At 46.1% G+C, this 7,558-nt stretch carries 7 protein-coding genes; 4 read left to right on the top strand and 3 right to left on the bottom strand.

What is annotated here, in order from left to right; all coding sequences use genetic code 11:
• Nucleotides 1–126 precede the first annotated feature (126 nt).
• The 4 genes from ABF463_RS13115 to ABF463_RS13100 all read left to right on the top strand — a co-directional run bounded on the left by ABF463_RS13115 (nucleotide 127) and on the right by ABF463_RS13100 (nucleotide 4,236).
• Complete coding sequence (locus ABF463_RS13115) at nucleotides 127–453, top strand: hypothetical protein (RefSeq protein WP_415534256.1); 327 nt, start codon at nucleotides 127–129, stop codon at nucleotides 451–453.
• 140 nt (nucleotides 454–593) lie between these two features.
• Nucleotides 594–1,157, top strand: a complete 564-nt coding sequence (locus ABF463_RS13110; protein WP_415534254.1) for a hypothetical protein — start codon at nucleotides 594–596, stop codon at nucleotides 1,155–1,157.
• 2 nt (nucleotides 1,158–1,159) lie between these two features.
• A complete protein-coding gene (locus ABF463_RS13105; RefSeq protein ID WP_415534252.1) occupies nucleotides 1,160–3,937 on the top strand; it encodes a hypothetical protein in 2,778 nt (925 codons plus the stop codon).
• A 131-nt stretch (nucleotides 3,938–4,068) separates the two neighbouring features.
• Nucleotides 4,069–4,236 carry a hypothetical protein gene (locus ABF463_RS13100; protein WP_415534250.1) on the top strand — a complete coding sequence of 56 codons (168 nt, stop codon included), beginning with the start codon at nucleotides 4,069–4,071 and terminating at the stop codon, nucleotides 4,234–4,236.
• A gap of 872 nt (nucleotides 4,237–5,108) precedes the next feature.
• On the opposite strand, the gene ABF463_RS13095 is transcribed toward ABF463_RS13100, so the two are convergent.
• From ABF463_RS13095 to ABF463_RS13085, 3 genes are all read right to left on the bottom strand, one after another.
• On the bottom strand, nucleotides 5,109–5,261 hold the full coding sequence (locus ABF463_RS13095; protein ID WP_415534248.1) for a hypothetical protein: 153 nt from the start codon (nucleotides 5,259–5,261) through the stop codon (nucleotides 5,109–5,111).
• A 200-nt stretch (nucleotides 5,262–5,461) separates the two neighbouring features.
• Entirely contained in the window at nucleotides 5,462–6,229 is a 768-nt protein-coding gene (locus ABF463_RS13090; protein WP_415534246.1) for an NYN domain-containing protein, read from the bottom strand.
• A 131-nt stretch (nucleotides 6,230–6,360) separates the two neighbouring features.
• Entirely contained in the window at nucleotides 6,361–7,509 is a 1,149-nt protein-coding gene (locus tag ABF463_RS13085) for an MFS transporter (RefSeq protein WP_415534244.1), read from the bottom strand.
• Nucleotides 7,510–7,558: the final 49 nt, after the last annotated feature.

Below are 7,558 nucleotides of genomic sequence, written 5' to 3'. Positions count from 1 at the left end.
TTAATTCTATCACATTTGGGGTGTTTGACCTCTGCACTTCTATGATATCCCTCCAGATCCTATGGTTCATATAAAGGCGTGAATATAAAGAAAATAAAGACAGACGGTTCCGGCCAGCAGACATTGGTGGATGATACAACTCTGGACGCACAACTGGGCGGTGTTGACGAACAGATCCTGTATATGAATCTGCAGGGAAAATACCTGTACTACAATACGCAGACAGGTGTTTACCGAATCACTGTAAGTGGAGGCAAACCGATTCTTTTTGCTAAAACCAGCAACGCCATGCTAAATTATATTTATGGAAGTTATTTGTATTACTGGGACTTGAACAAGGAAAACGGGGCTATTCTTTCTTTGAGAAAAGATATAAGCGCAAACAAAACACAGACTCTATGGAAACTAAATATTGCAACTTCCAGCTCGCAGCAAACATCGTCTGGTGAATAGAAATGACTTTACCCATTGAAATGTCATCGTTCTGCGTTGTGAATGGCATCCCGTTTTTATCTGGGCGTTTACTGGCCTCACGGCTGTAAAGCCGCTTTACAATGACGACTGACGAAAAGAGACAACAAAAGGAGATTACAATGTACGATGTTCACGCAAATCGACACAAAATCAGGATCATTCTGATATGCTGTTTTGGTAGTGTTTTAGTTTGCGTTCTTATTGGAGTTCTTTATATAACGTTACATCAATTTCCTCGAAGAGGTTCTCTACACGAAATATCGTCCTTTATCTCCGGGACGACTGGCGTAAGCCAAAAGAATGCATTGGGGGGAAAATATGCGGACAAAGTCACATACTTGGTTCAAAAAGAAACGCATACCACGCTGACATCAGGAAATGCCGATATTGTTATCCGCACACCGGACATCGGTGTTCTTTTGGAAAAGGAGACCAAGGCCGTAGCAGAAAACAATACCGGTATGGACAAATCTGCCCAGTTGGCACGGGTAATGCAAAACGTACAGAAAGATTTGGATGGAAATAATAATTATATAACAACGCGTGTAAACGTTTCGCTGGTTAACGCCTGGGGGACATGGAAAGTCGAACAAAGCGCTTCCCTGGCACGTGCAATGAGTGGAGGGTTTGAAAATGTGCTGCCGACATTATTCAAAGAGGCGGAGGTGAGCCCAGGCCAATGAGAGTGAAAAAAATATTGCTTCGCGCGGTGTTAATTGCGCTTTCCGTCTCGCTCGGTATTACAGCGACTGGCATCCCGATTGCCGCATCGGATTCTTCCGTAAAAGCCTTCAGCATCACATTTGAGAGCACCTTGGCTGGTCTTCAGAATGGTGTGATCTATCAAATGGGCGAGCGCTATTATTTGCCGTTGGATGCGATTCTTAAATATACGGGCTCTTCGAAAACGGTGAACGGTTCTGCCGTCACGGTCAAGCGCGGTTCAAGGTCAATCCGGCTTGACACTGTCTCCGGGACGTTGACGGAAGATAATGTGGAGAACGCAATCCCCACCGGCATGATTCAATATGAAGGAGAAAGCCTTTTTCCCGCCTATGCCATGCTTGCATATCTAGGTGCCAGTTGCGCGTTCAAAAGCGGCCGCCTGATGATCGCCATGCCCGGATATTCGCTGTGGGACGCACTGGATTTTCCAATCCTTAACTATGCGCTTACACCGGATAAACTTTGGGGCAACAACCCTCCCGCGTTCATGCTCTGCGATTCCATTATGGAATTTTTGAAAACTATGGATACCGAGTCCCCATATCACAAAATTTTTGCCGAATCGCTCAACGATGTTATGCAGGTGGAACCCTCCGACTATCCGGATGGAATTGCAGAAGAGGCCTCTTATATTGGCAGGCTGAAACAAGTGGTGACTTTGCCGGACGCTGGCAGTGCGGAACTCAGTTCCTTCAAAACTGGTTTTTCGACAAAAGACACATTTGCTTCATTGGATCTGGCAGGTAACTTTTTAGGAGGTTCCGGGCAGTTGCTTTCTGCTGCGACCAAGGATTCGGTTGCGAGTGGCAATTTAGATACCAGCATTGCCAAATCAATTGCCAGAAACGCCGATTACATGAAGATTTCCGATACATTCAGCAATGCCTCAGATGCCGAAGCATTTCTTTCGGCAATGACAGATATTTATACTACGATAAATGACCGAGCAAAATACAGCGCCGATTCTATTTCTGCGCTTTCTTCCTTGCTGAAGGCATATCCCACTTATGTTTCAGATTATCAAGAGAGCCTATGCTATCAAGGTGCCGATCAGTTGAACAAGGTACTTCGCTCAAAGACTGATGCGGTTGCGGATGTAATTCGTCAAGAGGGGCGGCTTTTTCTTAAAAAAGCAACTGAAGACGGAATAGACGATCTGGCGGATATGGCTGGTGTCTCTAAATACCTTGGCGCGCTCAAGATTGGCTCTGCCATTACCGCAGCGTTGCCATGGAACCAAGCTGCGTTCAAGTCCTCGGATGCCAATTTGCGCGCGATTCTTTTGGTACAGTTTTTATTGGAAACCGGTGATTGTATCAACGGAGTGTCCAAGCAAATCACACAAAGCCATTACAAGGACGAAAAGTTGATTGACACCTATCGGCTGATGTATATTCTTTGGACAAAAGCAACAATGGAAGCCAATACGCAACTGATTAAGGTGGCGGAAAACGGAGGCAATACGTCCTTAATTGCTCCCCTCAAACAGCACAATCAGGATCTCTCCGTGTTTTTATTTAAGCTGGTCAACGCAACAGCCTCTGCAATACCAGACTATAAAGGCCTGTACAGTTCCACAGATCTGGATAAGGGTATTACAGGGCTCACAGCTGCTCCAACCTCCGCTTTAGATATTATTAATAATGTGACCCCTACGGATAATCGTGTGCCAGATACAGTCTATGACGACGGAACCAGCACCTATTTTATTTCAGATGAAGGCGAAGTCGGTACGTTAAAGCGTATAGATAATCAAAGTGGGAAAACCTCCACCATTATCAACAGTCAAAGAGTGGAATCATTTATTATTGATGGTCAGACGATTATCTATTCAACGCTTTCGGCACCAAACCAGGGAACGCCAGGGAAGCCATATATAGGCGGAGATCTACGCCGTGCGAATTTAGACGGCACGCAGGATTCTCCTATAGAAAATATACAGTGTCGAACAAACTACTTCGTCGGTGAAGATCGAATCTATTATCTAATGCCTATTGCACAGACAGAATACGATCTGCGCTCCTGCAAACTGGACGGAAGCGATGATAAATCACAACGAGCAGCACATCACGCAGACGATTCCATAGACCTAATCGGAGAGGCAGATGGCAACCTATATTTTACGAATAAAAATTCACTTTATTCCATACCGCTATCCTCACCCGAAAACACGGAAACTTTCATTGCGAGCGGAGTCAGATACCCTACTTGCAAAGCGTCTGATGGAAAGGCGCCGGTATATTTTTTCGGAAACGATGAACAGAAAACACTGAAAATATTTGCCTTGGATGCAAAGTCGGGACTTATTTCGCAATCTCTGTCTACAAACCTTTTGGACGAACATAATGCAATTGCGATTTCAGATAACAAGTTATATTTTACCGACACCATTGATAGCACCAATTCCTATATTTTTGTCCAAGATCTACCCTCCGGTTCTCAAAAGGCGCTCACGGATTTCCATGTAACTGGAAGATATATATTCTACTGGGGAAATATTTTGTATTTCATACGCAACGGGTCAATATACGCTCTTGATATAAAGAATGCTTCTGTTACCCAACCCTTTTCTGGTGCATCCTTTGTAGCTATTATGGCTGTTACTTCAAATTGGATTTTTTGTACGCAAAACAACAATGGAAATCCTGAGGGTACTCAATATGATCTGATTCGCATCAATCGACAGAATGGAAACCAACAAAAGCTTGGAATAATCTTTGATCAGGGCATTGATTGAATTTGCATCGTGACAAAGTTAAAATTTCTGCTTCAAAACCCTCTCTAGGGAACCTCTGATTTAATCGATGCTATCCACAAAAGGCGAGATCTGGTAAAATTGAATCATCAAGATACAGGCGGTGCGAAGAAATGAAAAAACAGCAGACCTTTACGGATATTGAATACGGTTGCCGGAAGAAGAAAACACGTCGGGAAGAGTTCCTCGAAATCATGGACGGGATTATCCCGTGGGATGAGTGGGTCGGCGGCATTGCGCCGTATTACCCCAGCGGCAAGCTGCATTGTCCGGTTATCTAAAAAGTGAGGCCGGGTATACCGGATCGGTAGTTTCTCCGGGCATTGGATTTATTTTCCCACTCCTTTGTTTTGCTGGGTCCGCCATTATTATTATCTATTTAAAAAAAGGTCAACCACAGGTCAATTAAATTTTATACATCATATTCGATCCATTCTCAAACAAAGCATTAAAACATACAATATTTTGCGGTTAAAAACTTTGCAAGGATACTGTTAGCCGATAGCAAAAGTGACAGTCAAGTGTCCATCGTGGCCTACTTATCCACACTAACGGGGTACTTCCCTTCACAACGCAGGAAACATCCATTGACAGTCTCGTAGAAGAAACACCGAAGACCTACCGCCTGCGGCGGCAGCGCATTCGAACAGGCAATGGATGCCAATATCCGGCTGGGTTTAAAAGAAGGGCGAGTCATGGTTGATCACGGTGGTATTGTTTCTCTTACACAAAAGAACAAATAGTGTCGTTGCAAATCGTGCACGATATGAACGGCCGTGCAATGTTTATCGGCAGAAAAGCAGAGCTGAAGTTTGTTGAAGAAAAGTACGCCGCGCCCGGAAGGCAGCTTATTGTCCTGTATGGGCGCCAGCGCGTCGGGAAAACCCAAACCCCAACAAAGAATGGGGTTAAATCGCCCTTTGAACCATACCATCATGGTTCTCCGACTCTAAAGGTCGCAGGTTCGACTCCTGTCAAGCGCACCAAACACAAATAATCCGAGCCCTTCTCCTATCGGAAACGGGTTCGGATTATTACTTTATGACAAGGGTTTATGCTACTAAACTATGAACTTGGCCTCGTTAACACACCCTAATACTCCATATTTTAATACAAAGAACCTGACATTTTGATTATATGGGATTTTATTGTGTTACGTTTTGGCGTGCTTTTTCCCGCTTTTCACGGCGCCCTGCAATTCGGGAACCGGCGGTTGTTCATTTTTCGGGAATTTTTGTTTTTTACCACGGCTTTCTGTGCCATGTGGTTCTTCTGGATCAGGGCGGCGCATTCCTGCTTTTGCCATCGAAATCCCTCCTATTGATATCCCTATACAATGGGATTACACGGACACCATTTATATTTTGGCTGTTTGACGGTAATTTATACCCGCAAAAATCCGCACCGTCTCGACAAAGTCAGCAGGTCAGATGCGCAGGTTAAATCAATCGGTCATTCCGCAGGAATGCACCTTTGCATAGCATCTCCATGATACAAGCATAGTTGTTATTGATTGCCCTTATTTTTTTCCTTGTTGCGAATATACACATTATGCCCTTTATGTCCGCGTTCACGGATATCGAGCTCATATTTTTTGGTCGACTCCACCAGAAGTGAAAGCTTTGAAAACCCGTAGTTACGGGAATCAAAATCCGGCTTCTTTTTAAGAATCAGACTACCGACCTCTCCCAAAAACGCCCAGCCGTCTTCATTGGCCAGATCGGACACGGAGTTAGAAATAAGTTGGATGACCTGCCGGTCGACTTTGGAAATCTCCCGACGCTTGGGCGTATTGTCTCCAGTGGTTCCCGAGGAATCCGTGTCCTGTTCAGCGGAGGCAATAATCTCCAGATAAATAAATTTATCACAGGCCGCGATGAATGCATCGGGTGTCTTTTTCTCGCCAAACCCATAAACCTTTTTGCCCGATTCGCGCAGACGGGTGGCCAGACGAGTAAAGTCGCTGTCGCTCGAGACCAAACAGAAGCCGTCGATTTTGCCTGCGTACAGGATATCCATTGCGTCGATGATCATGGCAGAATCGCTGGAATTTTTGCCCGACGTGTAGCAATACTGCTGCACCGGCATAATTGCATTAGGTACCAGCACATTTTTCCATCCGGACATGTTTTGCGTCGTCCAGTCACCGTAAATACGCTTGACAGTTGGGGTGCCATACCGCGTGATCTCCTCCAGCATGCCGGTCACATTGCTATAAGGCACATTTTCTGCGTCGATCAGCACCGCCAGCTGCATATCCTGTTGCATTTCCATTCCATCCTGCCTCATATTTTCCACGTTTTTCTTATACCGGCCCTTTTATATGTACGCTTATTATACCACGAAAAGGCGGCTCCAACAACAAATGCCCTGGGAATTGCCCAATGGCAAGACGTGGTGCAAACTCATGGTTTTATAACAAATCGAAAAATTACACACGCCGCTCCGCAGCAACCCGCACAAAGCAGCATCGCCGCCGCAAATCCCCAGCGATTGATAAATATCCCCAACACAGCCGCTCCCATTGCCGTGCCGCTCCACATAAATCCATTGTTGACTGCTACGACCGTGCCGCGCGCGTGGTCACTCAACTGCGTGACAAATGTCTGCATGGAGGAAAATGCAGCACCGCCCGCCGCCATCATTGCAACAATACCCACTGTTGCCAACACCAGAATACCGCCCACAAACGGCAGAATACAGAATGCCACCGTAAGCGCCAGCAAAAAAACGCCCACCAGTTTGCCCGGTCCATTTTTTCCACTGAGTGCCCCGCTCAAGAAAACGCCTCCCAGATTGCCAATGCCCGCCAGTAAAAAGACTGTACCCGACACAGCCGCAGGCTGACGTAATACATGTATCAGCCAATATCCTAAAAAAGTATAACATCCAAATGTCGCAAAATTCACCGAAAAACTGACCAAAAAGCTCCACACCGCCCGTGGGTCGCTAAAAACTTTCCTAAACGTATGACGCGCCTTGTCCTGACCCGTCCGCTTCACATTTTCCGGCAAAAACAACAGCAGCAGTGCGGTCAGAGCAAGCGCATATATGCCCAACAGCGTAAAACAGAACTGCCACCCAGCTCTTTGCCCCAGCCATGTGCCGAGCGGCACACCAATCACCAACCCAAAGGAAAGCGCCGATGCTACCGCTGCCGTCGCTTTCCCCCTGCCGCGCCCCGTAAAACGGTCTCCTATATACGCCCAAACATTGGGCGCGATGAAGGCCGCGCCTATGCCAGTCGCCCCTCTCGCCAGCAAAATCGGCACAAAGCTTCCAACAATCCCCGTCAAGAATGATGCTGCCGCAAACAGCAATAAACCCGCAATCATCATCCTTTTGCGGCCGATACGGTCGGAAAGCGGGCCCAGCAAAAATGTAAACACCACATAAAACACAGAATAGGCGGAGACCAGCAATCCACCATTACCCGCCGAAACACGCATTTCCCGGGAAATGGCGGGGATAAGCGGTGAGATGATAAACGTATCACTGCCGATCAACAAAAAAACTGCAAACAACAAGCACACACCAGGTAAATTCTTTTTCATGATTTGACCGCCTTTTCATATAAACCCCATATACTGATTAAACATATAC

Source organism: Ethanoligenens sp. (assembly GCF_047718355.1).
GTDB lineage: Bacteria > Bacillota > Clostridia > Oscillospirales > Ethanoligenentaceae > Ethanoligenens.
Note: the sequence above shows the minus strand (reverse complement) of the source record. Positions and strands in the feature narration are given on the sequence as shown.